This is a genomic window from Bradyrhizobium sp. BR 1433, from assembly GCF_051547665.1.
GTDB lineage: Bacteria > Pseudomonadota > Alphaproteobacteria > Rhizobiales > Xanthobacteraceae > Bradyrhizobium > Bradyrhizobium australafricanum.
Window position 1 is genome coordinate 7,812,429 of record NZ_JBPUGG010000001.1, and the last position, 25,462, is coordinate 7,837,890.

At 65.4% G+C, this 25,462-nt stretch carries 19 protein-coding genes and 3 pseudogenes; 13 read left to right on the top strand and 9 right to left on the bottom strand.

The genetic code is table 11. The features are described 5' to 3' along the window. Positions 1 to 233: 233 nt before the first annotated feature. The 3 genes and pseudogenes from ACSKB9_RS37565 to ACSKB9_RS37575 all read right to left on the bottom strand — a co-directional run bounded on the left by ACSKB9_RS37565 (position 234) and on the right by ACSKB9_RS37575 (position 3,470). The gene (locus tag ACSKB9_RS37565; RefSeq protein ID WP_438079464.1) at positions 234 to 1,145 is read right to left on the bottom strand and encodes an NAD(P)-dependent oxidoreductase; all 912 of its coding nucleotides are present in this window, start codon (positions 1,143 to 1,145) and stop codon (positions 234 to 236) included. A gap of 32 nt (positions 1,146 to 1,177) precedes the next feature. Continuing rightward, positions 1,178 to 2,429: pseudogene (locus ACSKB9_RS37570) on the bottom strand (Zn-dependent hydrolase). 123 nt (positions 2,430 to 2,552) lie between these two features. Then, positions 2,553 to 3,470, bottom strand: coding sequence for a LysR family transcriptional regulator (locus ACSKB9_RS37575; RefSeq protein WP_438079465.1), 918 nt, complete (start codon positions 3,468 to 3,470; stop codon positions 2,553 to 2,555). A 120-nt stretch (positions 3,471 to 3,590) separates the two neighbouring features. Between ACSKB9_RS37575 and ACSKB9_RS37580 the strand changes: the two genes are divergently transcribed. The 6 genes from ACSKB9_RS37580 to ACSKB9_RS37605 all read left to right on the top strand — a co-directional run bounded on the left by ACSKB9_RS37580 (position 3,591) and on the right by ACSKB9_RS37605 (position 9,306). Beyond that, a complete protein-coding gene (locus tag ACSKB9_RS37580) occupies positions 3,591 to 4,409 on the top strand; it encodes a putative hydro-lyase (protein WP_438079466.1) in 819 nt (272 codons plus the stop codon). A gap of 87 nt (positions 4,410 to 4,496) precedes the next feature. Then, entirely contained in the window at positions 4,497 to 5,744 is a 1,248-nt protein-coding gene (locus tag ACSKB9_RS37585; RefSeq protein WP_076827180.1) for an ABC transporter substrate-binding protein, read from the top strand. A gap of 290 nt (positions 5,745 to 6,034) precedes the next feature. Continuing rightward, positions 6,035 to 6,913, top strand: a complete 879-nt coding sequence (locus ACSKB9_RS37590) for a branched-chain amino acid ABC transporter permease (protein ID WP_026192487.1) — start codon at positions 6,035 to 6,037, stop codon at positions 6,911 to 6,913. After that, a complete protein-coding gene (locus ACSKB9_RS37595) occupies positions 6,913 to 7,890 on the top strand; it encodes a branched-chain amino acid ABC transporter permease (protein WP_016842863.1) in 978 nt (325 codons plus the stop codon). Before ACSKB9_RS37590 ends, ACSKB9_RS37595 begins: the two co-directional genes overlap by 1 nt. Further along, entirely contained in the window at positions 7,887 to 8,618 is a 732-nt protein-coding gene (locus tag ACSKB9_RS37600; protein ID WP_438079467.1) for an ABC transporter ATP-binding protein, read from the top strand. The genes ACSKB9_RS37595 and ACSKB9_RS37600 overlap by 4 nt, the downstream gene beginning before the upstream one ends. After that, positions 8,602 to 9,306: an ABC transporter ATP-binding protein gene (locus tag ACSKB9_RS37605; protein WP_438079468.1), complete on the top strand. Its 705-nt coding sequence runs from the start codon at positions 8,602 to 8,604 to the stop codon at positions 9,304 to 9,306. Before ACSKB9_RS37600 ends, ACSKB9_RS37605 begins: the two co-directional genes overlap by 17 nt. Before the next feature lie 263 nt (positions 9,307 to 9,569). Here ACSKB9_RS37605 and ACSKB9_RS37610 read toward each other — a convergent pair whose 3' ends face one another. Then, positions 9,570 to 9,845, bottom strand: coding sequence for a hypothetical protein (locus ACSKB9_RS37610; protein WP_057017646.1), 276 nt, complete (start codon positions 9,843 to 9,845; stop codon positions 9,570 to 9,572). 33 nt (positions 9,846 to 9,878) lie between these two features. Beyond that, on the bottom strand, positions 9,879 to 10,535 hold the full coding sequence (gene otnC, locus ACSKB9_RS37615) for a 3-oxo-tetronate 4-phosphate decarboxylase (RefSeq protein ID WP_438079469.1): 657 nt from the start codon (positions 10,533 to 10,535) through the stop codon (positions 9,879 to 9,881). A 178-nt stretch (positions 10,536 to 10,713) separates the two neighbouring features. On the opposite strand from otnC, the gene ltnD reads away from it, so the two are divergent. The 6 genes and pseudogenes from ltnD (at position 10,714) to ACSKB9_RS37645 (ending at position 20,338) form a co-directional block, all read left to right on the top strand. Further along, the gene (gene ltnD / locus ACSKB9_RS37620) at positions 10,714 to 11,643 is read left to right on the top strand and encodes an L-threonate dehydrogenase (RefSeq protein WP_225160788.1); all 930 of its coding nucleotides are present in this window, start codon (positions 10,714 to 10,716) and stop codon (positions 11,641 to 11,643) included. Between the two features lie 12 nt (positions 11,644 to 11,655). Then, positions 11,656 to 12,438: a 2-oxo-tetronate isomerase gene (gene otnI, locus ACSKB9_RS37625; RefSeq protein WP_057017649.1), complete on the top strand. Its 783-nt coding sequence runs from the start codon at positions 11,656 to 11,658 to the stop codon at positions 12,436 to 12,438. Further along, positions 12,435 to 13,724 carry a 3-oxo-tetronate kinase gene (otnK, locus tag ACSKB9_RS37630; RefSeq protein ID WP_438079470.1) on the top strand — a complete coding sequence of 430 codons (1,290 nt, stop codon included), beginning with the start codon at positions 12,435 to 12,437 and terminating at the stop codon, positions 13,722 to 13,724. Before otnI ends, otnK begins: the two co-directional genes overlap by 4 nt. 170 nt (positions 13,725 to 13,894) lie before the next feature. Further along, a pseudogene (locus ACSKB9_RS37635) lies at positions 13,895 to 15,587 on the top strand (methyl-accepting chemotaxis protein). 381 nt (positions 15,588 to 15,968) lie between these two features. Continuing rightward, complete coding sequence (locus ACSKB9_RS37640) at positions 15,969 to 19,148, top strand: efflux RND transporter permease subunit (RefSeq protein ID WP_438079471.1); 3,180 nt, start codon at positions 15,969 to 15,971, stop codon at positions 19,146 to 19,148. Beyond that, positions 19,135 to 20,338: pseudogene (locus ACSKB9_RS37645) on the top strand (efflux RND transporter periplasmic adaptor subunit). The gene ACSKB9_RS37640 and the pseudogene ACSKB9_RS37645 overlap by 14 nt, the downstream one beginning before the upstream one ends. Before the next feature lie 183 nt (positions 20,339 to 20,521). Here ACSKB9_RS37645 and ACSKB9_RS37650 read toward each other — a convergent pair. Further along, positions 20,522 to 22,033 carry an acetyl-CoA acetyltransferase gene (locus ACSKB9_RS37650; RefSeq protein ID WP_438079472.1) on the bottom strand — a complete coding sequence of 504 codons (1,512 nt, stop codon included), beginning with the start codon at positions 22,031 to 22,033 and terminating at the stop codon, positions 20,522 to 20,524. A gap of 144 nt (positions 22,034 to 22,177) precedes the next feature. After that, positions 22,178 to 23,311 carry a nitronate monooxygenase gene (locus tag ACSKB9_RS37655; RefSeq protein ID WP_438079473.1) on the bottom strand — a complete coding sequence of 378 codons (1,134 nt, stop codon included), beginning with the start codon at positions 23,309 to 23,311 and terminating at the stop codon, positions 22,178 to 22,180. A 277-nt stretch (positions 23,312 to 23,588) separates the two neighbouring features. Between ACSKB9_RS37655 and yghU the strand changes: the two genes are divergently transcribed. Continuing rightward, positions 23,589 to 24,467 (top strand): glutathione-dependent disulfide-bond oxidoreductase, encoded by an 879-nt coding sequence (gene yghU, locus ACSKB9_RS37660; protein WP_438079474.1) that lies wholly within the window; start codon positions 23,589 to 23,591, stop codon positions 24,465 to 24,467. A gap of 32 nt (positions 24,468 to 24,499) precedes the next feature. Here yghU and ACSKB9_RS37665 read toward each other — a convergent pair whose 3' ends face one another. Beyond that, positions 24,500 to 24,775, bottom strand: coding sequence for a GNAT family N-acetyltransferase (locus ACSKB9_RS37665; protein ID WP_438079475.1), 276 nt, complete (start codon positions 24,773 to 24,775; stop codon positions 24,500 to 24,502). Positions 24,776 to 24,786: 11 nt separating this feature from the next. Further along, complete coding sequence (locus ACSKB9_RS37670; protein ID WP_225648500.1) at positions 24,787 to 25,401, bottom strand: flavin reductase family protein; 615 nt, start codon at positions 25,399 to 25,401, stop codon at positions 24,787 to 24,789. Positions 25,402 to 25,462: the final 61 nt, after the last annotated feature.

Genomic DNA, 25,462 nt, shown 5'->3' on the forward strand with positions numbered 1-25,462 from the left:
GTCGTCCCTGCGAAAGCAGGGACCCATAACCACAGAGTTCTAGTTATTGTGACGGGCTGTGGCCCCAGCCTTCGTGACAATGCGCAGTGGTGGTTATGGGTCCCGGCTCGCGCTTCGCTTGGCCGGGACGACAGTGGAGTAGTGCGTAGGGTGGGTTAGCCGAAGGCGTAACCCACCGTTTCTTTCCACGGGTACAAAGTCTGCGGGTTACGATTCGCTAACCCGCCCTACGATCACCCCTTCACGATCCTGCGGCAGTGCTCCCACGCCGCGTGGATCAGATTCTCGCTCGCCTCGGGCGTGCGGAAGGCGGAGTGCGCCGACAGCGTCACGTTCGGGATTTTGGTAAGCGGGTGATCCTTCGGTAGCGGCTCGATGTTGTAGACGTCGAGGCCGGCGTGGCGGATGTGGCCCGAATTGAGCGCATCGATCATCGCCTGCTCGTCGACGATCGCGCCGCGCGCGGTGTTGATCAGCACCACGCCCTTTTTCATCTTCGCGATCTTGTCGCGCGTGATCAGGCCGCGGGTCTCGTCGTTCAGCAGCAGGTGAATCGAGACCACGTCGCTGCTCCCCAGCACGGTGTCGAGATCGACGAATTCGACGCCCGGATGGCTCTTGGCCGACCGGTTCCAGGCGATCACCTTCATGCCGCTGCCGAGTGCGATGCGGGCGACCTCGGCGGCGATGCCGCCGAAGCCGACCAGGCCGAGCGTCTTGCCGGTGAGCTGCATGCCGTCCTCGCGCAGCCAGTTGCCGGCGCGCATCTCGCGGTCCATCTGCGCGATCACGCGCGCCGACGACCACATCAGCGCGATCGCTGATTCCGCGACCGCGGTGTCGCCATAGCCCTTGATCAGGTGCACGGAGATACCGAGCTCGGCAAGCTCTTCCGGGTTCATGTAGCTGCGCGCGCCGGTGCCGAGGAACACGACGTGCTTCAGGCCGGCGCACTTCTTCGCAACATCGGTCGGCAGCGCGGTGTGGTCGACCACCGCAATCTCGGCGCCGTCGAGCACCGCCGGATAGTCCTCGGACTTGATGTCCGGGTTGCGATTGATCCGCATCCTGGGATCGCCGGCCTTTTCCAGTCGTTCCGTGATGACAGCAAGCGATTCATTGGCGTCGACAAACACTGCGCGCACGAAAGCCTCCATCCGATGAGGAGAAATGATGATCAGGACGCGACGCCGGCGAGCGCCAGCACCGTATGCATCAGGACGTTGGCGCCAGCGGCGCAATCTGTCTGCTTGGCATCTTCCAGCTCGATTATGGCTGATGCCGTCCTTGCAGGGCACGAACACCATCGCTGCCGGCATCACCGTGTTGAGGTTGCAGGCGTCGTGGCCGGCGCCCGAGGTGATGCGGCGGTGCGAATAGCCGAGCTGCTTGGCGGCGTTCTCGACCGCGTCGACCAGCTTCGGATCGAAGTGCGTCGGCGCCTTGCGCCAGACGAGATCAAGCTGCACCTCGACCTTGCGCTTTGCTGCGATCTCGCTCACAGCGGCACGCAGGTCGCGATCCAGCGCATCCATGATTCCAGCGTCGGCGCTGCGGCAATCCACCGTGAAGGCGATCTCGCCGGGGATGACGTTGCGCGAGGGCGCGGCGATCACGGCCTCGCCGATGGTGCCGACTGCCTTCGGGCCGTGCTTCTTCGCGATGCTCTCCATCGCCAGCACGATCTCCGACAGCGTCGCCAGCGCATCGCGGCGCAGCGGCATCGGGGTCGAGCCGGCGTGGCTCTCGAAGCCGGTGATCTTGCCGTCGTACCACAACACGCCCTGGCCGGAATCGACCACGCCGATGGTCTTGCCCTCGGCCTCCAGGATCGGACCCTGCTCGATATGCAGCTCGACGAAGCTGGTGAACTTCTGGCGGCCGACCGGGGCGTCGCCGCGATAACCAATCGTGTCCAGCGCCTGCGCCACCGTGACGCCCTCGGCGTCCTTGCGCGACAGGATGTCGTCGGTGGTGAAATCGCCGACATAGGCGGCCGATGCCATCATTGCCGGCGCAAAGCGCGAGCCTTCCTCATTGGTCCAGTTGCAGATGCAGATCGGCAGCTCGGTCTCGATCCCGGCATCGTTGAGCGTGCGCACCATTTCGAGCGCCGCCAGCGTGCCGAGCACGCCGTCATATTTGCCGCCGGTCGGCTGGGTGTCGAGATGCGAGCCGACGCCGATCGGCGGCTTCGACATATCCCGTCCTTTCCTCAACCCGAACATCGAGCCGAGCGCGTCGACCTGCACCTCGAGGCCGGCGTCCGCGCATGCCTTGCGGAACCAGTCGCGCACCTGCTTGTCTTCGGCGCTCAAGGTCAGCCGCCGCACACCGCCCTTGGGCGTTGCACCGAACTGCGCGGTTTCGTGGATGGTGCCCCAGAGGCGGGCGGAATTGATCTGCAGGTTGGTGGCGGCTCGGCTCATGTCGTCAGTCCATTTCATCTGTCATTCCGGGGCGGCTCGAAGAGCCGAACCCGGAATCTCGAGATTCCGGGTTCGATGCTGACGCATCGCCCCGGAATGACACTTCATCTATCCGGCAATCGTTCAATGACGCGCCACTCTCGCGCCGTCAACCGCCACGCTCGCCTGCGCGATCTGCCGGGCGAGATTGGCGACGCGCTCGATGGCGACCGCATCGGGCGAGGCGAGCCAGCTCGCGGTGAAGGTGAGGGGCGGCAGCTTGAGGTCGGTATCGAGCAGCAGCAAGCGCCCGTCGGCGAGCTCGTTCTCGACGATTGCCGCCGGGATCACCGCGATGCCAAGCCCTTCATTGGCCATATGGATCACGGTCGCGAGCGAGGTCGAGGCGTGCAGCCGGATCGGCGGCAGATCGGGGGCGTTGAACAGCGCGCGCACGGTCTCGTAGGGCTGGGTCTTGCGCGGAAAGGTGATGATCGGAAACCGCGCCAGGTCCTGCCGCGCCACCGGGCCGTCGCCGAGGCCGAGCGCCGGGCTCGCCAGGAAACCGATCGGGTAATCGCACAGCACGTGGTTGTGCGCGCCGGACGCCGAGACCGGTCCAAGCACGAAGGCGAGCTCGATCTCCTGCGCCAGCAGCCGCTGCGTCAGATTGGGCGTGATGTCGACCTCGATCTCCAACGACAGGTTCGGGTAGACCTCGTTGACGCTCTTGACGAGGCGCGGCAGCCAGGTGTGCACGATGGTCTCCGCGACACCGAGCCGCAGCGCGCCGCGCATCGCCGAACGGTCGCCGACCTCGGCCATCATCTCCGAACGCAGGCCGATCAGCTTCTCGGCATAGATCATCATCAGCCGTCCACTCGGGGTCGGCGAGGCCACCCGGTGGTCGCGGTTGAGCAGCTTGACGCCCATTTCGCGCTCGAGCTGGGCAATGCGCTGGGAGATCGCCGGCTGGGTGGTGTTGAGCCGCTGGGCGGCGCCGCGGAAGCTGCCGAGCTTGACGACCCAAAGAAATGTCTCGATCGAGCGGAAGTCCGTCATTGGAAGCATTTTCCCGATCGATAAATCTGTTTTATCGATTTTGATTAGAAAGGACGATTAGACATTATATCACGCTTGGTGTTGGTTTGTCCTTGTCGAGATTATGGGCAGGAGAATCCCATGACTGTTTTTGCGGCAGTGCAGCGATCTCAGGGGGAACCAGTGCCGGCGAGCGTCGAAGCGCGCCGCGCCTGCCGTGACGGCGTGGCCTCGGCCACCACAGCCGGCCTCGCCAACGGTTTCGTCCAGGGCAATCTCGCGATCCTGCCGGAAAAGCTCGCCGGCGCCTTCCACCGCTTCTGCCAGCTCAATCCGAAGCCGTGCCCGATCATCGGCATGTCTGACGTCGGCGATCCCCGCATTCCGGCCCTTGGTCTCGACCTCGACATCCGCACCGACGTGCCGCGCTACCGGGTCTGGCGCGACGGCGAGGTGGCGGACGAGCCGACCGACATCACCAAATACTGGCGCGACGATCTCGTCACCTTCGTGCTCGGCTGCTCCTACTCGTTCGAGGAGGCGCTGCTGGATGAGGGCCTGCCGATCCGTCACATTGAACGCAATCTGCGTGTGCCAATGTACCGCACCAATATCGCCTGCAGCCCGTTCGGGCCGTTCGCGGGACCCATGGTGGTGTCGATGCGCCCGTTCAAACCGGCGGATGCGATCCGCGCGGTGCAGATCACCTCGCGCTTCCCGTCGGTGCATGGCGCGCCGGTCCATCTCGGCCATCCGCATGCGATCGGCATCAAGGATATCGCCAAGCCCGATTACGGCGATGCAGTACCGGTCGCCGATGACGAGATCCCGGTGTTCTGGGCCTGTGGCGTGACGCCGCAATCGGTGATCGCAAGTGCGAAGCTGCCGTTCGCGATCACGCATTCGCCGGGCCTGATGCTGGTGACCGATCTCAGGAACAAGCAGCTCGCTGTGCTCTGAATAGGCAATTCGTGCAATTCATTGAGGCTTTACTGCGCGCTACAAGCGTCACATCGATGATAACAAGCTGACCAAGGGGAAATTTCGATGACGATCTCTCGCCGTAACGTGTTGCTGGGTGCCACTGCCGCCGCGGCGCTCGGTCCGATGGCCGCGCGCGCGCAGACCAGTGAAGTGGCAATCGGCGTGATCTATCCGCTGTCGGGCGCCAGCGCCCAGATCGGCGTCGACGCGCAGCGCGCGTTCGAGACCGCGGCAGACATCATCAACAAGAATTATGATTTCGCATTGCCGCTCGCCAAGGGCGAGGGCCTGTCCGGCCTCGGCGGCGCCAAGGTCAAGCTCGTGTTCGCCGACCACCAGGCCGATCCGCAGAAGGGCCGCGCCGAAGCCGAGCGCCTGATCACGCAGGAGAAGGTCTGCGCCGTGATCGGCACCTATCAGAGCGCGGTCGCCGTCACCGTCAGCCAGATCTGCGAGCGCTACGGCGTTCCGTTCCTCTCGGCCGACAATTCCTCGCCGAGCCTGCATCGCCGCGGCCTGAAATACTATTTCCGCGCCTCGCCGCATGACGAGATGTTCTCGACAGCGATGTTCGACTTCTTCGATGCGATGAAGAAGAAGGGCCAGAAGATCGAAACGCTGGCGCTGTTCCACGAGGACACCATCTTCGGCACCGATTCGGCGAACGCGCAGACCAAGCTCGCCGGCGAGCGCGGCTACAAGATCGTGGCCGACATCAAGTACCGCGCCAACTCGCCGTCGCTGACCGCCGAGGTGCAGCAGCTCAAGGCGGCGAATGCCGACGTGCTGATGCCGTCGAGCTACACCACCGACGCGATCCTCCTGGTCAAGACCATGGCCGAGCTCGGCTACAAGCCGAAGAACATCATGGCGCAGGACGCCGGCTTCTCGGAAAAGGCGACCTATGACGCGGTCGGCGACAAGCTCGAGGGCGTGATCTCGCGCGGCAGCTTCTCGCTCGACCTGGCGCAGAAGCGGCCGATGGTCGGTCTGATCAACGAGATGTACCGCGCCAAGTCGGGCAAGGACTTCAACGACTATTCGTCGCGCCAGTTCATGGGCCTGATCGTGATGGCGGACGCCATCAACCGCGCCAAGTCGACCGACGGCGACAAGATCCGCGAGGCGCTGGTCGCCACCGACATGCCGGGCGATCAGACCATCATGCCGTGGCGGCGCGTCAAGTTCGACGAGATGGGGCAGAACAACTTCGCCGATCCGGTGCTGTTGCAGTACTCCGCGAAGAACTTCGTGACGATCTTCCCGGAACAGGCCGCCGTCTCCGAGGCGATCTGGCCGATGAACAGCTGATCGGTCGGGCGCCAGAGCGTCCGTTCCGATCGTATCGGAACGGAGCTCTGGATTCTTGTTGCGACGCGTTTTCCTAGCGCGAACCGGTATCCACTTCGCTCGAAAACGCTATTGAGGGGGCAAACGGCGGTGACAGCCGAAGACATCATTCAGAGTCTCGCATGTTCCGTCATTGCGAGCGAAGCGAAGCAATCCACGTCTCCGCGAAAAGGAAGCATGGATTGCTTCGTCGCTTCGCTCCTCGCAATGACGGGGGCTAAAGACAATGGTCGGAACATGGAGCGTCGACGGTGACAGCCGAGACCATTATCCAGAGTTTGGCGAGCGGCCTGTTGATGGGGCTGCTCTACGGACTGATCGCCGCAGGCCTCGCATTGATCTTCGGATTGATGGACGTCGTGAATTTCGCGCACGGCGAGTTCCTGATGATCGCGATGTACGCGACCTTCTTCCTGTTCGCGTTCTTCGCGATCGATCCCTTGCTCTCGGCGCCGCTGGTCGCCGCGGCACTGTTCGTGTTCGGTGCGGTGGTCTATCTGTTGATCGTCCGCTTCGCGATGCGCGCCAAGGCCAATGCCGGCATGGTGCAGATCTTCTCGACCTTCGGGCTGGCGATCGTGATGCGGGGCCTCGCCCAGTTCTTCTTCACGCCCGACTACCGCAGCGTCACCAACTCCTGGGTCGGCGGCAAGACGGTGTCGATCGCCGGCATCTATCTGCCGGAGCCGCAGCTGATCGGCGCGATGCTGTCGATCGCGGCCTTTGTCGCGCTGTACTTCTTCATCAATCGCACCGATTTCGGCCGCGCGCTCGAGGCGACGCGCGAAGACGCCGGCGCGGTGGCGCTGGTCGGCATTGACAAGAACCGCGTGTTCGCGCTCGGCTGGGGCCTTGGTGCGGCGCTGGTCGGCCTCGCCGGCGCCATCATGGCGATCTTCTTCTACGTCTATCCCGATGTCGGCGCGTCGTTTGCCCTGATCGCTTACGTCACCGTGGCGCTCGGCGGCTTCGGCAGCGTGTTCGGCGCCTTTGCCGGCGGCATCATCGTCGGCCTGGTGGAAGCAACCACCGCGCTGATCCTGCCGCCGTCGCTGAAATCGGTCGGCATCTATGCCGTTTACCTGCTGGTCGTCTTCATCCGCCCGCGTGGCCTGTTCGGATCGATGTGATGGACACCCAGTTCGCCCAACGCCGCAGGCGTGACCTGATCGTGGCGGCCTGCCTCGCGGTGATCGCCGCGCTGGTGCCGCTGTTTGTCAAGGACGTCTACGTCCAGAACATCATGGTGCTGACGCTGATGTATGCGGCGCTGTCGCAGAGCTGGAACATCCTGTCCGGCTATTGCGGACAGATCTCGCTCGGCCATGCGCTGTATTTCGGGCTCGGCGCCTACACCACCGCGCTCTTGTTCACCAAGTTCGGCGTGCTGCCGTGGTTCGGTATGCTGGCGGGCGGGGCGATCTCCGCATTGATCGCGATGGCGCTCGGCTACCCCTGCTTCCGCCTGCGCGGGCATTATTTCGTGATCGCGACCATCGTGATCGCCGAGATCGCGCTGCTGTTGATCCAGAACTGGGATTGGGCCGGCGCCGCGCTCGGCATCGACATCCCGGTGCGCGGCGACAGCTGGCTGAAATTCCAGTTCACCCGCTCGAAGCTGCCTTACTTCTATTTCGCGCTGGCGCTGGCCTGCATCGCCTGGTTCGTCACCTGGTGGCTGGAGGATTCCAAATGGGGCTACTGGTGGCGCGCGGTGAAGGACAATCCCGATGCGGCCGAAAGCCTCGGCGTGGTCGTGTTCAATTCCAAGATGGGCGCGGCGGCGGTCTCGGCCTTCCTCGTTGCGGTCGGCGGCAGCTTCTACGCCCAGTTCGTCTCCTACATCGATCCTGAAAGCGTGATGGGCTTCCAGTTCTCGCTGCTGATGGCGCTGCCTGCGGTGCTTGGCGGCATCGGCACCTTGTGGGGCCCGGTACTGGGCGCTGTCATCCTGATCCCGCTCACCGAACTGACGCGCTCGTTCATCGGCGGCTCCGGGCGCGGCGTCGACCTCATCGTCTACGGCACGCTGATCGTCGTGATCTCGCTGGCGCTGCCGCGCGGCCTGGTCAGCGTGTTCTCCCTGCGCAAGGGAGCTGCACGATGACGGCGCTGCTGGAAACGCGCGCAGTATGGCAGCGCTTCGGCGGCCTCGTCGCCAACAGCGATGTCTCGATCTCGGTCGGGCGCGGCGAGATCGTCGGCCTGATCGGCCCCAACGGCGCCGGCAAGTCGACGCTGTTCAACCTGATCGCGGGCGTGCTGCCGCCGACCCAGGGCTCGATCATCTTCGACGGCGAGGACGTGACCAAGCTGCCGGCGGCGGAACGCTGCCAGCGCGGCGTCGGGCGTACCTTCCAGGTCGTCAAGAGTTTTGAGACCATGACCGTGATCGACAACGTCATCGTCGGCGCGCTGATCCGCAACACCAAAATGCGCATCGCGCGGCAGAAGGCCTACGAGGTGCTGGAGTTCTGCGGCCTTGCGGCGCGCGCCGACAAGCTCGCCGCCGACCTCGTGCCGTCGGAGAAGCGCCGGCTCGAGGTGGCCCGCGCGCTCGCGACCGAGCCGAAGCTGCTGCTGCTCGACGAAGTCCTCACCGGGCTGACGCCGGTCGAGGCGCAGACCGGCGTCGAGCTGGTGCGGAAGGTCCGCGCCGCCGGCATCACCGTGCTGATGGTCGAGCATGTGATGGAGATCGTGATGCCGCTGGTCGATCGCGCCATCGTGCTGAATCTCGGCAAGGTGCTGGTCGAGGGCAAGCCGACTGAGGTCGTCCGCAATCCGGAAGTCATTTCTGCCTATCTCGGGGATCGTCATGCTGTCGGTGCGTGAAGTCACCACCGCCTATCAGGGCCTGGTCGCGATCTCCTCGGTGTCGATCGACGTCACCAAGGGCGAGATCGTCTGCGTCGCCGGCGCCAACGGCGCGGGCAAGTCGACGCTGTTGAAATCGATCGCCGGCGCCGAGCGGCCGCGCGCTGGCACCGTCACCTTCGACGGCAAGCGCATCGACGGCCAGCCGCAGCACGTCATCACGTCAAGCGGCATCGCTTACGTGCCGGAGAACCGCCGGCTGTTTCCGCGGCTCTCGGTGCGCGACGATCTGCGCCTCGGCAGCTATCTCTATCGCAGCCAATCCGACCGCGACGCGCCGCTCGATCTGGTGTTCAAGCTGTTCCCGCGGCTTGGCGAACGGCTCGACCAGCGCGCAGAGACGTTGTCCGGCGGCGAGCAGCAGATGCTTGCGATCGGCCGCGCGCTGATGACGCGGCCGCGGCTTCTGATGCTCGACGAACCGTCGCAGGGCATCATGCCGAAACTGGTCGACGAGATCTTCCAGGCCGTGAAGCGCATCCGCGACGCCGGCATGACGGTGCTGATCGTCGAACAGCGCATGGCCGAATGCCTCGAGATCGCCGACCGCGCGTACATCCTGCAGACCGGCCGCGTGCTGATGCAGGGCACCGCCGCCGAGATCAGCGGCAATCCGGATGTGCGCAAGGCGTATCTGGGGCTGTAGCGGGATTCTCCGCGCACACCGACGTCATCCTGAGGTGCGCGCCTCTTCGGCGCGCCTCGAAGGATGGCCGCGGGCGCTGTGGCTCATCCTTCGAGGCTCGCTCCGCTCGCACCTCCAGCGACAAAGGCTTTGCCTTTGCGCGGGGATGACGCCAGTGTATGTGGTGCGCGCAATCCAGCCCGTAGCCCGGATGAGCGCAGCGACATCCGGGGCGTCCCGCATATCGCTGCGCTCATGCGGGCTACTGATCCAGCCCACGCAGCCTACTTGCTCTCGTCGATCTTCTCGACCTTGGCGGCGAGGTCCGGCACGCGGCTGACGCGATAGGTCGCGTTGCTGCATGTCAGCGTCCAGGCCTCGTTGTCGGGCTTCGAGAGCTTGTCGTCCCGCTCGGCCTTGAGCGGCTTATCGCAGGCATAGCCTTGCGCGCGCAGCTGGGTTGCCAGCATGCCTTGCAAGGTCTCTTCGGTCCGTCCGTCCGACGCCGCAAGGCCGACGGCGAACGGAATCGCTAACGCCAAGCCTGTGAACCTCATCATGACTGTCTTCCGCATATCGATCCTCCGCTTGATCTAGTGGGGGTGATCCGGCAGCACGAGCCCGAACGTCCTGGTCAAATCCGCCACCTGGTCGGGCGACAAATAGCGCGGGTTCAGCCCGCGCAGCAGCAGATAGAGCTTTGCGGTTTCCTCCAGCTCCTCGGTCGCGAACACCGCCGCTTCCAGCGTATCGCCCGACACGACGGGCCCATGATTGGCGAGCAGCACCGATGAATATTTCCCGGCCAGTCCCCGGATCGCGTCGGCAACGGCCGGATCGCCGGGGCGATAATAGGGCACCAGCGCGGTCTGGCCGCACTTCATGACGTAATAGGCGGTCATCGGCGGCAGCGCGGCGCGCGGGTCGATCTCAGGCAGCATCGAGAGCGCGACCGAATGGGTCGAGTGCAGGTGCACCACGGCGCCGGCGGAGGCGCGCGTCTGGTAGAGCGCGGTGTGCAGCGGCACTTCCTTGGTCGGGGCATCGCCGGAGACGAGCCGGCCGTTGCCGTCGAGCCGTGACATTTTCGCCGGATCCAGGAAGCCGAGCGAGGCGTTGGTCGGCGTCACCAGCCAGCCGCCGTCCGCGAGCCGGACGCTGATATTGCCCGAGGAGCCCGGCGTCAGGCCGCGCTCGAACAGCGAGCGGCCGAAGCGGCAGATGTCCTCACGATGCTTTGTTTCGCTCATCCGGTTTCGCTCGTGGCGCCATCTTTGGCGCTATCCGTTTTCCGCTTTGTCTCATGCTTTGGCAGCGCGGCCAAGCCGTGATAGGCAAGCAGCAACGAGCATGAACCGGGCCCGGAAGGCCGCGCTGGCGCAAAGTGACAGCCGGTTTTCCGAAAAGGTCATGCTCAAACAACTAAAAATGTTCAGGGATCGCCAAATGTCCAGTTCCGCAACATCACGTGTCGCCGTCATCGGGCTGGGCTCGATGGGATACGGCATGGCGACCTCGCTCAGGCGGGCCGGTTTCGAGGTGACCGGCTGCGACGTGTCGGCCGATGCGGTGGCGCGCTTCGTCGCCGACGGCGGCAAGGGCGCCAAGTCGCCGGCCGAGGCAGCCCGGGATGCCGACATTGTCGTCAGCGTTGTCGTCAACGCGGCGCAGACTGAAGCGATCCTGTTCGGCAAGGACGGCGTTGCCGAGACCTTGGCCAAGGACGCCGTCTTCATCTCCTCGGCGACCATGGACCCTGATATCGCGCGGCGCCTCGCAAAGCAGCTCGAGGCGACCGGCCGGCACTATCTCGACGCCCCGATCTCTGGCGGCGCGCAGCGCGCGGCGCAGGGCGAATTGACGATTCTCGCCTCCGGCAGCGCCGCGGCATTTGCGAAGGCGCGGCCGGCACTCGATGCGATGGCGGCGAAACTCTACGAGCTCGGCGATGCCGCGGGGCAGGGCGCCGCGTTCAAGATGATCAACCAGCTGCTGGCCGGCGTGCATATCGCGGCCGCCTCCGAGGCGATCGCCTTCGCCGCCAAGCAGGGGCTCGACATCCGCAAGGTCTATGAGGTGATCACCGCCTCCGCCGGCAATTCCTGGATGTTCGAGAACCGCATGCCGCATGTGCTCGACGGCGACTATGCGCCGCGCAGCGCCGTCGAAATTTTTGTGAAGGACCTCGGCATCATCCAGGACATGGCGCGCAATGCACGCTTCCCGGTGCCGGTCTCGGCCGCGGCCTTGCAGATGTTCCTGATGACCGCGGCCGCCGGCATGGGCCGCGACGACGATGCGTCGGTGGCGCGGATGTATGCGCAGGTTACCGGCACCAAGCTTCCAGGCGAGAAATAAGAGGATCCTGCAATGCCCCGTTTTGCCGCCAACCTCACCATGATGTTCAACGAGGTCCCGTTCCTCGACCGCTTCGAGGCGGCGGCGAAAGCGGGCTTCACCGCGGTCGAGTTCCTGTTTCCTTACGACCATCCGGCCGAGGAGGTCGGCAAGCGGCTGAATGGCAATGGGCTGACGCAGGCGCTGTTCAACCTGCCGCCGGGCGACTGGAACGCCGGCGAGAAGGGGTTTGCCGCGCTGCCGGACCGTTTCGCCGACCTCCAGCAAAGCCTGAAGACCGCGCTGCCCTATGTGCAGGCGACCGGCGTCAAGCGGGTGCATCTGATGGCGGGAATAGCCGACCGCAGCGATGCCAGGGCGGTCGCCGCGTTTCGCAAATCGGTCGCCCATGCCGCAGAGTTCTTCGCGCCGCACGGCCTCGACGTCGTGATCGAGCCGATCAATCCGCGCAACGTGCCCGGCTACTTCCTCAACGACTTCATCTTCGCGCGCGATCTGATCAACGAGCTTGGTATCGCGAACCTGAAGCTGCAGTTCGACATCTACCACTGCCAGATCATCCATGGCGACGTCACCATGCGGCTGCGTGAAATGATGCCGATCATCGGCCACGTCCAGATCGCGTCGATCCCCTCGCGCAACGAGCCCGACGGCGAGGAGCTGAACTATCCGTTCCTGTTCGGCGAGCTCGACCGGCTCGGCTACGGCGGCTTCGTCGGCTGCGAGTACAATCCGCGCGGCAAGACCACCGACGGTCTCGCCTGGTTCAAGCCCTATGCCGGAGTGAAGCCGTGACGCGAGCCGGAAAACTGTCTCTCGGTTGCATCGCCGACGACTATACCGGCGCCTCCGACCTCGCCAACACGCTGACCCGCGCCGGCCTGCGCACGGTGCAGACCATCGGCGTGCCTGCGGACGATCTCGCGCTGCCCGAGGTCGACGCCGTCGTGGTGTCGCTGAAGAGCCGTTCGATCGAGGCCGGCCTCGCCGTGACGCGTTCGCGCGCAGCGGAGGCCTGGCTGCGCGGCCGCGGTGCCAAACATATCCTGTTCAAGATCTGCTCGACCTTCGATTTAACCGATGCCGGCAACATCGGCCCCGTGATGGACGCGCTGCGCGCCGATTCCAGGGATGCCATCGTGCTGGTGACTCCGGCATTCCCGGAGACCGGCCGCACCGTCTACCAGGGCAATCTGTTCGTCGGCTCGGTGCCGCTGAACGAGAGTCCGCTGAAGGACCACCCGCTCAACCCGATGCATGATTCCAATCTGGTTCGCGTGCTGGCGCGGCAAAGCACGACCAAGGTCGGCCTGGTCGATCTGGCGACGCTGAGCCGTGGCGCGGACGCCGTCCGGGCAAAGCTCGCCGAGCTCACGCAAAGCGGCATCGGCGCCACCATCGTCGATGCGGTGTTCGACCGCGACCTCGAGACCATCGGGCAGGTCGCGCTGGATCACCGTCTTTCAGTCGGCGCTTCCGGGATCGGGCTTGGCCTGGCGCGGGCGCTGGTCGCCGCGAGCAAGGCCAAACCGGACAGCGCGGATGCGATGCTGACGACGCCGGTCGGCGGCCCGGCGGCGTGCCTTGCCGGCAGTTGCTCGCAGGCGACCCTGCGCCAGATCGCAAACGCCGAGAAGGTGATGCCGGTCCTGCACCTCGATCCCGAGCGGGTGGTCGCCGGCAAGGACGAAACGCAGCGTGCGCTCGCCTGGGCCAGAGACCGGCTCGGGGCGGGGCCGATCCTGATTGCGAGCAGCTCGACCCCGGATCAGGTGGCAGCCGTGCAATCCCGTCATGGTCGCGATGCAGCCGGGCATGCCATCGAGCAGGCGATGGCCGACATCGCGGATGGTCTGGTGCAGTCGGGCGTGCACAGGCTGGTGGTCGCCGGTGGTGAAACTTCGGGCGCCGTGGTCGATCGCCTGCGCATTCCTGGATTCCTGGTCGGTGCGGAAATCGCCGCCGGCGTGCCGGTTCTGCGAGCGGTCGGCGCCGGGAGAGGTGAGATGGTGCTTGCCCTGAAATCAGGCAATTTCGGCGGGCCGGAGTTTTTCTCGGATGCGCTCGTGTTGATGCCTTGATGCGGCTGGCGCGCATCATGCCACGCCGTAGATGAGCGCCTCCGTAGTTCAACGGGGAACCAAATTAACCCTACTTAAGGAGGGGGGCTGGCTTTGATGTCTGCGGCGTCCCGCCACGCCCCCAGCCATTCGATCGGGCTTCGCGAGCCCGATATCAAGAGACCCCCACGATGTTCGCCAAATTCTCGATCCGCGCCAAGATTATTGCCGTGGTTGCGTTCCTGCTTGTCGCGATGACGGGCATGGGCCTGCTCGCGGTCGTGAATTTACGGTCGATCAACGCCAACACCGTCGACATCACGACGAGCTGGCTGCCGAGCGTGCGTGCGCTCGGCGATCTGCGCGCCGGCGTCATCACCTATCGCAACGTGATCCGCGAACACATGCTGTCCGAGACGCTGGAGGACAAGCTCGCGCAGGAGAAGACCCTGACCTCGGTGGTCGACGCCAACCTCAAGGTCCGCGCGATCTACGAGCCGCTGATCGCGACCCCCGCGGAGCGCGCGCTCTACGATCAATGGGTCGATGCCTGGACCCGTTACAAGAAGGGCACCGAGGAGGTGATGGCGCTGTCGCGCAGGGATGTCGGCAAGGCCCCGCACGATGCGCATGAGCTGAACGCCAAGACCGTCAACAAGATCGGCCTCGAGGCCGACGAGATCCTGCGCAAGGACATCGAGCTCGAACAATGCCGGCGCCGACAAGGCGGCGCAGGAGGCGGCAAACAGCTACGCGTCGGCCGTCATGCTGCTTGCGATGATCCTTGGCGCCGCCATCATCGTCGGCGTCGGCGTCAGCTTCCTGATGATCCGCGACGTCTCGGCCGGCATCGCCTCGATCGTGAGCCCGATGCAGGCGCTGGGCCGCGGCGACCTGACCGCAAACGTCCCGCATCAGGGCGAGAAGACCGAGATCGGCGCGATGGCCGATACGCTGCAGGTGTTCAAGGAAGCCCTGGTCGCCAAGAAGGCGGCCGATGAAGCCGCGGCTGCCGACGCCGCAGCCAAGATCGAGCGCGGCCGCCGGGTCGACACCATCACCCGCAATTTCGAACAGATGATCGGCGAGATCGTGCAGACCGTGTCGTCGGCCTCGACCCAGCTCGAAGCCTCCGCCGGCACGCTGTCGTCGACCGCCCGGCGTTCGCAGGAGCTGACCACCTCGGTTGCCGCGGCGTCCGAGGAGGCCTCGACCAATGTCCAGTCGGTGGCGTCGGCGACCGAGGAGCTGTCGTCGTCGGTGACCGAGATCAGCCGCCAGGTGCAGGAGTTGGCACGGATGGCCGGCGATGCCGTCGGCCAGACGCGCACCACCAACGATCGCGTCAGCGAGCTGTCGAAGGCCGCCGCGCGGATCGGCGACGTCGTCGAGCTGATCAACACCATTGCCGGCCAGACCAATTTGCTGGCGCTGAACGCCACCATTGAGGCGGCACGCGCCGGCGACGCCGGCCGCGGCTTCGCCGTGGTGGCGTCCGAGGTGAAGGCGCTGGCCGAGCAGACCGCCAAGGCGACCGGCGAGATTGGCCAGCAGATCGCCGGCATCCAGACCGCGACTCAGGAGTCGGTCGGCGCGATCAAGGAAATCTCCTCGACCATCGAACGGCTGTCGGAAATCTCGTCCACCATTGCGGCCGCGGTCGAAGAGCAGGGCGCGGCGACGCAGGAAATCTCCCGCAACGTGCAGCAGGCGGCGCAAGGCACCCAGCAGGTCTCGGCCAACATCACCGACGTCCAGCATGGCGCCAACGAGACCGGCTCGGCGTCGAGCCAGGTGCTGTCGGCGGCCCAATCGCTCTCGGGCGACAGCAGCCGCCTCAAGCTCGAGGTCAGCAAGTTCCTCGACGCCGTCCGCGCCGCCTGATCCGGCGGCGCCGCTCGGGCGGCCGCCATCCTTCGCCTAACCGATGCCGACGTGGTGGGCTGACCCGGCCCACCACGTTTTACATTTTCGCAGAGCAGCGATGCGTTAACCTCGCGTCGGCCGAAATAGCATCCTCGGCCGGCTCGCATTCGCAGCAGAGCCGTCTCTTTTTGACGATGATCCGCACGCGATCGGCGGCACTGCGCCCGGCATGGTCGCTCGGAGCGCGCAGCCTCACGCACTATGCCGAGGAAGTGAAAGCCGCCGCGGCTCCGCGGGTTGGCGTTTTGCCCGGCATCGGGTAAATCGGCCGCTACGGAACGGCTTTTGCAATGTCGATTCCTCTGCCTGGGCGGGCTTCATTTCGGGAACGCTTGTTTTATGATCGCACTGGTCCGTATCGCGCTGAGCCGGCCATATACTTTCGTCGTGCTCGCGATCCTGCTGTTGATTATCGGACCGCTGGCGGCGTTGCGCACGCCGACCGACATCTTCCCGGACATCCGCATCCCCGTGATCGGCGTGGTCTGGCAGTACACCGGCCTGCCGCCGGACCAGATGTCCGGCCGCATCACCACGCCGTTCCAGCGCGCGCTGACCACGACCGTCAACGACATCGAGCACATCGTCGCCAATTCCTATAACGGCGTCGGCATCATCAAGATCTTCTTCCAGCCCAACGTCGACATCCGCACCGCCAATGCGCAGGTCACCGCGATCTCGCAAACCCTGCTCAAGCAGATGCCGCCGGGCGCGACGCCGCCGCTGATCCTGAACTACAGCGCCTCGACGGTTCCGATCATCCAGGTCGCGCTGTCGGGCGAGGGACTGACCGAGCAGAACCTCGCCGATATCGGCATCAACCAGCTGCGCACGCCGCTGGTCACGGTGCCTGGTGCGGCGATCCCGTATCCGTTCGGCGGCAAGCAGCGCCAGGTCCAGATCGATCTCAATTCGACCGCGCTGCAGGCGCGCGGCCTGTCGGGCCAGGACGTCGCCAACGCGCTCGCCGCGCAGAACCTGATCACGCCGGTCGGCACGCAGAAGATCGGCAATTTCGAATACACCATCAACCTCAACAACTCGCCGCTGCGGCTCGAGGAGCTCGGCGACCTGCCGATCAAGCAGGTCAACGGCGCGATGGTCTATGTGCGTGACGTCGCCTCGGTCCGCGACGGCAACCCGCCGCAAACCAACATCGTCCATGTCGACGGCAACCGCTCGGTCTTGATGATGGTGCTGAAGGCCGGCGCCACCTCGACGCTCGATATCATCTCCGGCATCAAGCAGAAGGTGATCGAGGTCAAGGACCAGATGCCGGATGCGCTCAAGATCGGCTTCATCGGCGACCAGTCGGTGTTCGTCCGCGGCGCGATCACCGGCGTCGCCTTCGAGGGCGTGATCGCCGCGCTGCTCACCAGTATCATGATCCTCTTGTTCCTCGGCAGCTGGCGCTCGACCGTCATCATCGCGGTGTCGATCCCGCTGTCGGTGCTCGGCGCCATCATCATGCTGTCCCTGATCGGCGAGACGCTGAACATCATGACGCTCGGCGGCCTCGCGCTCGCGGTCGGCATCCTGGTCGACGACGCCACGGTGACGATCGAGAACATCAATTATCACCTCGAGCAGGGCAAGCCGGTCGAGCAGTCGATCCTCGACGGCGCCAACCAGATCGTGACGCCGGCCTTCGTCTCGCTGCTCTGTATCTGCATCGTGTTCGTGCCGATGTTCTTCCTCACCGGCGTGGCGCGCTTCCTGTTCGTGCCGATGGCCGAAGCGGTGATGTTCGCGATGATCTGGTCGTTCATCCTGTCGCGCACCCTGGTGCCGACCATGGCGAACTATCTGCTGCAGGCGCATGTGCATCATGAGGGCGCGCCGCCGAAGTCGCGCAATCCTTTGGTCTGGTTCCAGCGCGGCTTCGAGGCGCGGTTCGAGCGCATCCGCGCCGGCTATCGCGGCCTGCTCGCGATGGCGCTCGGTTATCGCACGGTGTTCGTGAGCTGCTTTCTCGCGGTCGTCGCCGCGTCGTTCCTCTTGGTGCCGTTCCTGGGGCGCAACTTCTTCCCGTCGGTCGATGCCGGCAACATCCTGATGCATGTCCGCACCCAGGTCGGCACCCGCGTCGAGGAGACGGCCAACCAGCTCGCCGACATCCAGAAGGCGATCCGCAAGCTGGTGCCCGGCGAGATCGAGACCATGACCGACAACATCGGCATGCCGATCTCCGGCATCAACATGACCTACAACAACACCGGCGTGATCGGTCCGCAGGATGGCGACATCCAGATCCGCCTCAAGGAAGGCCACAAGCCGACCGAACAGCATGTCCGCGCACTGCGTGAGCAATTGCCGCGGCTGTTCCCGGGCACCAGCTTCGCGTTCCTGCCGGCCGACATCGTCAGCCAGATCCTGAACTTCGGCGCGCCGGCGCCGATCGACCTGCAGATCCGCGGCGCCAATCTCGAGGCCAACTTCGCCTATGCCAACAAGCTGCTGGCCGGGATCAAGCGCATCCCCGGCATCGCCGATGCGCGGATCCAGCAGTCGCCGAACAACCCGACCTTCAACATCGATGTCGACCGCACCCGCGCACAATATGTCGGCCTGACCGAGCGCGACGTCACCAACTCGCTGGTGGTCAACCTCGCCGGCTCCTCGCAGGTGGCGCCGACCTATTATCTCAATCCCGATAACGGCGTGTCGTATTCGATCGTGATGCAGACGCCGCAATACCAGATCGACTCGCTGAGCGCGCTGCAGACCCTGCCGATCACCGCGACCGGCAACACCCAGGCACCGATCCTCGGCGGCATCGCCGACATCAAGCGCGCGACCTCGAGTGCGGTGGTGTCGCAATATGACATCCAGTCGCTGGTGCAGATCTACGCCACGACGCAAGGCCGGGATCTCGGCGGCGTCGCGACCGACGTGCGCAAGCTGATCGCCGACACTGCCAAGGAGGTGCCGAAGGGCTCGTCCGTGGTGCTGCTCGGCCAGGTGCAGACCATGAACTCGGCCTTCACCGGCCTCTTGTTCGGCCTGCTCGGCGCCGTCGTGCTGATCTACTTCCTGATCGTCGTGAACTTCCAGTCCTGGTCGGACCCGTTCGTGATCATCACGGCGCTGCCCGCTGCGCTCGCCGGCATTGTCTGGATGCTGTTCACGACGGAGACCACGCTGTCGGTTCCGGCGCTCACCGGCGCCATCATGTGCATGGGTGTGGCGACGGCCAACAGCGTGCTCGTGATCAGCTTCGCCCGCGAGCGCTATGAGGAACTCGGCGATCCCGTCGCGGCGGCCCTGGAAGCCGGCTTCGTCCGGTTCCGCCCGGTGCTGATGACCGCGCTTGCCATGATCATCGGCATGGCGCCGATGGCGCTGGGGCTGGGCGAGGGCGGCGAGCAGAACGCGCCGTTGGGCCGGGCCGTGATCGGCGGCCTGATCTTCGCCACCTTCGCGACGCTGATGTTTGTTCCCGTGGTATTCAGTATGGTACACAAGAAGCAAGGCGCCAAAGCCGCCGCCTCATCGGAGATTCCGCATGCCGCCCACTGAAAAGCGCCCCCCGGTCTCACGCCGGAAGCTGGGCATCTTCGGCGTGGTGGCCCTGGTCGGGGCGGGCCTGATCGTCGGCACCGGGATCCGCGCCCGTGAGGAACAGGACACGCGGCTGAAGGAATGGACCGACGACCAGGCCATTCCGACCGTCGCGGTGGCGCTGCCCAATGCCAAGGCGCTGAGCCCCACGATCGACCTGCCGGGCCGGCTCGAGGCCTATTCCCGCGCGCCGATCTATGCCCGGGTGTCCGGCTATCTCAAGAACTGGGACGCCGACATCGGCGCCCGCGTCAAGGCCGGCCAGGTGATCGCCGAGATCGAGGCGCCCGACCTCGACCAGCAATTGCTGCAGGCGCGCGCCGATCTCGCCAGCGCCCAGGCCTCGGCCAAGCTCTCCGAGGCCGACGTTGAACCGGCGCAAGACGCTGGTGGCCTCGAACTTCGTCTCCGCCCAGGAGATCGACGAGCGCACCGCCGACCTTTCCAACAAGAACGGTGCGGTCAAGGCCGGCCAGGCCAATGTCGAGCGGCTGGAAGCGCTCGCCGGATACAAGAAGATCACGGCGCCGTTCGACGGCGTGGTGACCTCGCGCGACACCGACGTCGGCGCGCTGATCAACGCCGGCGGCAACTCGGGCCCGGCGATGTTCACGATCTCGGACATCACCAAGCTGCGCGTCTATGTCAACGTGCCGCAGAACTACGTCCCGGCGATCAAGATCGGCGCCAAGGCGACGCTGGCGCTGCCGGATTACCCGAACCGCACCTTCCAGGCGACGGTGGAAGCCTCCTCGCAGGCGGTCGATGTCGCCTCCGGCACGACGCGGATGCAACTCGGGCTCGACAACTCCTCCGGCGAATTGATGCCGGGCAGCTATGCCAGCGTGAAGCTCAATCTGCAGCGCGAATCCACGCCGCTCAGCATTCCCGCCAGCGCGCTGATCTTCAACAGCAGTGGCCTGCGGGTCGCAACCGTCGGTCCTGACGACAAGGTGCTGTTCAAGACCGTGAAGATCGGCCGCGACCTCGGCAAGGAGATCGAGATCGCCACCGGCCTCGCGCCGGACGATCGCATCATCACCGCCCCGCCGGACGGCCTCGCCGACGGCGACCATGTCCGCGTCACCGGTGCCGGCGCCAAGGGCAAGCCGACCACGGCATCCGAAAAGCAGGACGTGAAGGGGTAGGGGATGACAGGTAAGCTCGTTCCTGCCTCTCACCTCAAGCCGCTTGCTCTGCCGTCATCCTGAGGTGCGCGCCCTTGCGCGCCTCGAAGGATGGGATCACGACGGTGTTCGCAGCCCATCCTTCGAGGCTCGCTCCGCTCGCACCTCAGGATGACGGCGGATTTTGCGGCGTGGCAGGAATTGTCAGCCCACCCGCCATTCCAGCATGCCATCGCCGGCGGTGACGATGTCGCCGGTGGTACCGACCGGCGTGCGGTCCATGTCCTGCAGATAGGCCAGCGTCGCCGTGTCGCTCGCCGGGATGCGGCCGAGCGCGCGCCGGCCGTCCTCGGTGCGCAGCATGGTGACGCCATGCTCGACTTCGCCATTGGCGCGATAGATCACGGTGAAGGCCTCGACCTTGCCCTTTCCCGCAGCCTCGGCGGTGAAGTCGGGCACGTTGCGCCTGTTGCGGTCGGCCTCCGCCTGCACGGACGTGTCCTGCTCGAGCGCGACGTTCGGCGCCGCGCGCGACAGCACGAGGCCATGATGCTTGGTGACGAAGCCGCCCTGGCCATAGAGCAGGCCGAGCGTGCCGCCGCTTCGGAGCTTGCGCACCATCGCGCAGGCCGAGTGCGTCATGTAGGTGTTGAGCGGCGCGCCGAAGAACGTCAGACCACCCGTCACGGTCGGCTGCACGTCGGCACCGAGGCCGAGCGTCCGGCGCGCCATCTTCGGCACGCAGGGGAAGCAGCTATAGAGCTCGATCGCGTCGAACTTCTTGCCGTCGCCGCCGACGAGATCCATCACCGCCTTCAGCACCGCGGTCTGCGCGTGGCTTTCGACGAACTGATCGCGGATCAGATAGTCGCGCGGCTCTTCCGCCGAGGCGCCGCCGAGCGGATAGATCAGCTTGTCCTCCGGCACGCCGGCCGCGCGCGCCTTCGCGAGGCTGGTCAGGATCAGCGCGCCGCCCATGTTCACCGTCGGGTTCGCCACCATCAGCTTTGTATACGGCCAGGCGATCATCCGGTTGTCGGGCGTGGCCGTGGTGATCTCGTCGCCGGTGAACGTCTTCTTCAGCCACGAGTTCGGATTGTCGGCCGCGACGCGCGCATAGGTCGACCATAGCTCGCCCGATTCCTTCAGCGCGTCGCGCGGCGTCTGGCCCCAATGCGCCGATGTTGCGGATTCATAGAGCGGATAGACCGTGATCGGCCTGAACACGCCGAGGCTCACGGCCATCGGCTTCTGGAACGCGGCGCCGCGCTTCGGCTCCTCCACGTCGTGCGCGAACGGCGTCCACGGCAGCTCCACGCCGGCACGCTGCGCCTTGGTCGCCGTCGACTGCGCCTCCGCGCCACAGACCGCGGCGACGCTGCATTCGCCGCGCGCAATGCGTTGCGCAGCCTCGTGCAGATAGCGGATCGGGCTCTCGCCGCCGACCGGGCCGTAATAGAGATGCGAAGGCTGAATGCCGAGCCGTGCGGCGAGCTGCTTCTCGGGATCGCGGTAGCGCCAGCTCAGGAAGTTGACGACGTCGAGCGACTGCACGTCGGACAGCAGCCTGGCGCCGCTGTCCGCCTCGGCGCGCTTCAGCGCCTCCTCAAGCAGCGTGAGCGGCTCGAGGCCGGCGGCGATGTCCTTCGGACGATCGACAATTTCGCCGACGCCGACGATGACGGGAATGCGGTCTTCGGGGATGCTGTTCGACATTCTTGTTGGTTCACTCTGCGGTCTTGGACTCGATGGTCGTTATGGGCGTCATTGCGAGCGAAGCGAAGCAATCCATGTTCCGACACGGGGAAAGCTGGATTGCTTCGTCGCTTCGCTCCTCGCAATGACGGCGGGGAGGGATCGTCACTCCGCCACCAGCGCGTTCATGTGCTCGACAGCTTCGACGAACTCTTCCTTGAACTCCTGCACCACGGCGCCGGCGGATTTGACGCTGTCGATCAGGCCGACGCCTTGGCCGACGAAATAGCTGACGAGATCGCGGGCCTTCTCGTTACCACCAGCTGCGGCGCGGTCGATCGCGTTGAAGGCGTCGCGGCTGATGATGCTTTGCAGCGGCATCGGCAGCGCGCCGGGGCTCTCCGGCGAGCGGTCCCAGGCGTCGGTCCAGACCGAGCGGAGCTGCCGCGCCGGCTTGCCGGTGCGGCCCTTGGAGCGCACCGCGTCGCGCGAGGAAGCCGCGATCATCTTCTCGCGGAAGATCTCCGAGGTCTCCGATTCCACCGTGGCCAGCCACACCGAGCCGGTCCAGGCGCCGGCCGCGCCCATCGCCATGCAGGCCGCCATCTGGCTGCCGGTCATGATGCCGCCGGCGGCGAGCACCGGCACGTCGCGGATCTTTTTGACCGCCTTGATCACCTCCGGCACCAGCACCATGGTCGAGACCTCGCCGCAATGGCCGCCGGCCTCGGTGCCCTGCGCGACCAGGATATCGACACCGGCCGCGACCTGGCGCAGCGCGTGCTCCTTGGAGCCGACCAACGCCGCCACCGGCACGCCGTGCTTGCGCCCCATCTCGATCATCGCCTTCGGCGGCACGCCGAGCGCATTCGCGATCAGCCGGATCGGATGCCGGAACGAGACCTCGAGCAGTTGCAGCGCGGTCTCGGCGTCGAACGGCTGCGGCTGGTTGTCGGCGACGTTCCGGCTGGTCAGCTCGATGTCGTATTTCTTCAAGAGATTGCGGGTGAAGTCGCGATGCTCCTGCGAGACCCGCGCCTCGAGGCTCTTCCAGGTGACGTTCTTCTCGCCCGCGGTCGAGATGTTTTCCGGGATCAGCACGTCGATGCCATAGGGCTTGCCGTCGACATGCGCGTCGATCCACGTCAACTCCTGCTCCAGCGTCTCCGGCGAATGCGCGGTCGCGCCGAGCACGCCGAAGCCGCCGGCGCGGCTGACCGCCGCCACCACGTCGCGGCAATGGCTGAAGGCGAGCAGGGGGAAGTCTACCCCGAGCATGTCGCAGATCGGTGATTTCATGGACTGGTTCTCTCCCGGCGGCTGCTTCTTGTGCTTGTTGGCGTCAGCCGTTGCAACGCTAGCGCATCACGGTCCGCGAAGCCAAGCGGGTTTCGGCCACGGCGATCTTGCGTGCAGGCGCTGCTCCGGCTGCATCCCTAGCAGCGCATTCCGCTGGATAGAAAATGCGATCCGCGGGGTGGGCAAAGCGCAGCCCGCGCACCATCTAGTGCGGACATGGGGATGGGCACGGCGCCGCCGCGCCACCTAGCAAGAACATGAATCGGGAGCCAACGACGTGAATGACATTCCTGCCTACGAGCCGCCGAAAGTCTGGACCTGGAACAAGGAGAGCGGTGGGCGCTTCGCCAGCATCAACCGGCCGATCGCCGGTCCCACCCACGACAAGGAACTGCCGGTCGGCCGCCATCCGCTGCAACTCTACTCGCTGGCGACGCCGAACGGCGTCAAGGTCACCGTGATGCTGGAAGAGCTGCTGGCGGTGGGTCACAAGGGCGCGGAGTACGACGCCTGGCTGATCAAGATCGACGGCAACCAGTTCGGCAGCGGCTTCGTCGCGGTCAATCCGAACTCGAAGATCCCGGCGCTGATGGACCGCAGCGGGAGGGAGCCGATCAGGGTGTTCGAGTCGGGCTCGATCCTGGTTTACCTCGCGGAAAAATTCGGCGCGTTCCTGCCGACCGACGTCAAGACCCGTGCCGAAACCTTCTCCTGGCTGTTCTGGCAGATGGGCGCCGCGCCCTATCTCGGCGGCGGCTTCGGGCATTTCTACGCCTATGCGCCGACCAAGATCGAATACGCCATCGACCGCTTCGCGATGGAAGTGAAGCGCCAGCTCGACGTGCTCGACCGACGGCTCGCCGACAATGAGTATCTCGCGGGCGATGTCTACACCATCGCCGACATGGCGGTGTGGCCGTGGTACGGCAGTCTTGCCAAGGGTCTGCTTTACGGCGGCGGCGAATTCCTTTCGGTGCAGGACTACAAGAATGTGCAGCGCTGGACCGACGCGATCGCGGCACGGCCGGCGGTGAAGCGCGGCCGCATGGTCAACCGCACCTGGGGCGAGCCGTCGAGCCAGCTCCATGAGCGCCACGACGCCAGCGATTTCGAAACGAAGACGCAGGACAAGATCGGCGAGCCGGTGGCGTCGTGACGAAATGACAGCTTTGCCAACCCGCCCTGCGATCACCCCAACGGATCGTCATACTCCGGATGCTTCTTCATGAAGTCCTGGATGAATTCGCATTTCACGACGAGCTTGATGCCCTGCGCGCGGACGGCGTCGAGCGTGGCGCGTGCGAGCTTGGAGCCGATCCCGCGGCCGCCAAGCTCCGGTGGCACCTCGGTGTGCACAAGCGTGATCGTGTCCGGCGTCTTGCGGTAGACCACGAAAGCGGTTGAGCCGTCGACGGCGAGCTCGAACCGGCTCTGCGCTTCGTTGTCGCGGAATGTTTCGCTCATTGTCTGATCCTCTATTTCTTTGTGCCCTCGGCCGCGGGAAACACCACGCGGTCGTCGGTGCGGCAGTAGCGGTCGGCGAACATGCGGCCGATCGGGTGGTAGCGCTCCATGTGGACGCGCATCGCCTCGCGGTCCCACAATTCGTCGCGGATGTGGAAATGGATGCCTTCGCCCATGATCAGCTGGCGGTCGCCATTGACGTCGATCAGCTTCCAGGTCTTGCATTCCATCGCGAACGGCGCATCCGCAAGCCGGGGCACCGCGATCTTGCTCGACGGCGCGAGCTTGAGGCCGAGATAATCGGGCTCGCCGATCTCGGGCGGGAAGTCGCCGGAGGTCTCATGCATCGCTTGCGCCAGGGGCTCGTCGGTCAGGTTGACCACGAATTCGCCGAGACGCTGGATGTTGACCAGGGTGTCCTTCTCGCGGCCGTCGGGCCTGCGGTTGACCGCGAACATGCAGAGCGGCGGATCCTCGCAGAACACATTGAAGAACGAGAACGGCGCCGCATTGACCACGCCGTCCGCGCTCGTGCTCGTCACCCAGGCGATCGGCCGCGGCAGTACGAAGGAGGTCAGCACCTTGTAGCGTTCGCGCTGGGTGAGGTCGCTTGGGGAATATTCCATCGGAGGACTTCTTGCTTGCCTCGCCCCGCTTGCGGGGAGAGGCCGGAGTTCAAGCGTAGCT